1 protein-coding gene is annotated in these 1200 nt (G+C 69.9%); it reads right to left on the bottom strand.

Annotated elements, in window-relative coordinates; all coding sequences use genetic code 11:
* Nucleotides 1-442: hypothetical protein (locus AB0F61_RS34245; protein WP_357818561.1), on the bottom strand; the 442-nt coding region annotated here is incomplete at its 3' end.
* Nucleotides 443-1200 lie beyond the last annotated feature (758 nt).

Here is a 1200-nt window from a genome sequence, read left to right as displayed (position 1 = left end):
CCGCGACAGGCGCCTTGCGCGCCGCGCCGCGGAGTCCCAGGAGACAGGCGACGCCGGCGGTGAGGGCGAACAGCACCATCACCGCGTTGACCAGCACGTCCGCTCCGGCGTCCTGCGTCAGCGCGTTGGACGTCGCCGCCCAGGTGCCGAGTACCTGCGTGAGGGCCACGAGGCCGAAGCCAGCGGCACGCGCCCACGAGGGGCCCTTGTCCGCGAAGGAGGCGAGCCCGAGCACGGCCGCTGCCCAGAGCAGCAGCAGGACCGTCAGCCCTTCGGCGGCGAGGAGGAGGACGCCACCGAGGCCGCCATAGCCTCCCGTGTCCGTGTGGTCGATGTGAGAGGTGTCCACCACGAACACCGCAAGGGCCAGCTCCATGAGGAGCAGGTAGCAGGCCTCCGCAACGAGGATCAGGGCACCGGCCCGCCTGACGAAAAGGGTCACTGATTGCTCCTCATAAGCCTGCTGCTCTTGATGATCCACAGCGTGCCGTTTAGCCGGGCGCTGCGGCAAATCGTCCCGCGCCCTCGTCCCGGCGCTGTTCTGGCCGGTCCGCATGGGGCCGATCTCCCGGCCGGTCGCGTTGTTCTTCAGGTCTATCTGCTTCTCAACGCCTATGGACGTCGACTCGTTCCGGGTCGCAGGAGCTCGTGGGCGTCCGTGGTGGACAGGCGGATCTCCATCCGCGCGTTCCAGGAGCAGTGCCGGAAGGAGCACCCGTGCCCTGGAAGTGGGTGCTGTCGGGGTGCCACTCCTGCGCCCGGCGCATGGCAGGCCGCGGTGCAGTCGAGCGGGTTCCAGAAGCAGTTCGGCCTCTTGAAGGGTGTGGCGCTGCGGTAGCCGAAGCCCGGGTCCATCGCGACCGGGTAGGCGAGTTCTGGGGCGGGCGGGCCGGCGCCAGCGAGACGGTGACTTCGGTGCCCGGGAGCGTGAGCTGCACGGGGATCTCGACGCCCCCTTGGCCTCCCTGGCGATCGGGTGGTGATGGAGGTGGGGTTGCCCAGTTCGTCCGGGACGATGATGACGTTGTCCGCTCCCTGCGTGGCCGTCTGGCCGGGACGCAGCTGGAGGGAGTACGCGTAGCTCTTCGCCGCGGACGCGCTCCGCAGCAGGTGGAACGTCTCAACGGCGTTCTGGCCCGTCCGGAGGGCGAGGGTGTCCGCGTCCGCCTACGTGTTGGGGTGGACGACAGGCGGCCCCGG

This window comes from Micromonospora sp. NPDC023888, assembly GCF_040639415.1.
Classification (GTDB): domain Bacteria; phylum Actinomycetota; class Actinomycetes; order Mycobacteriales; family Micromonosporaceae; genus Micromonospora.
The sequence above is the reverse complement of the archived record's forward strand: the minus strand, read 5'-3'. Positions and strand labels throughout refer to the sequence as shown.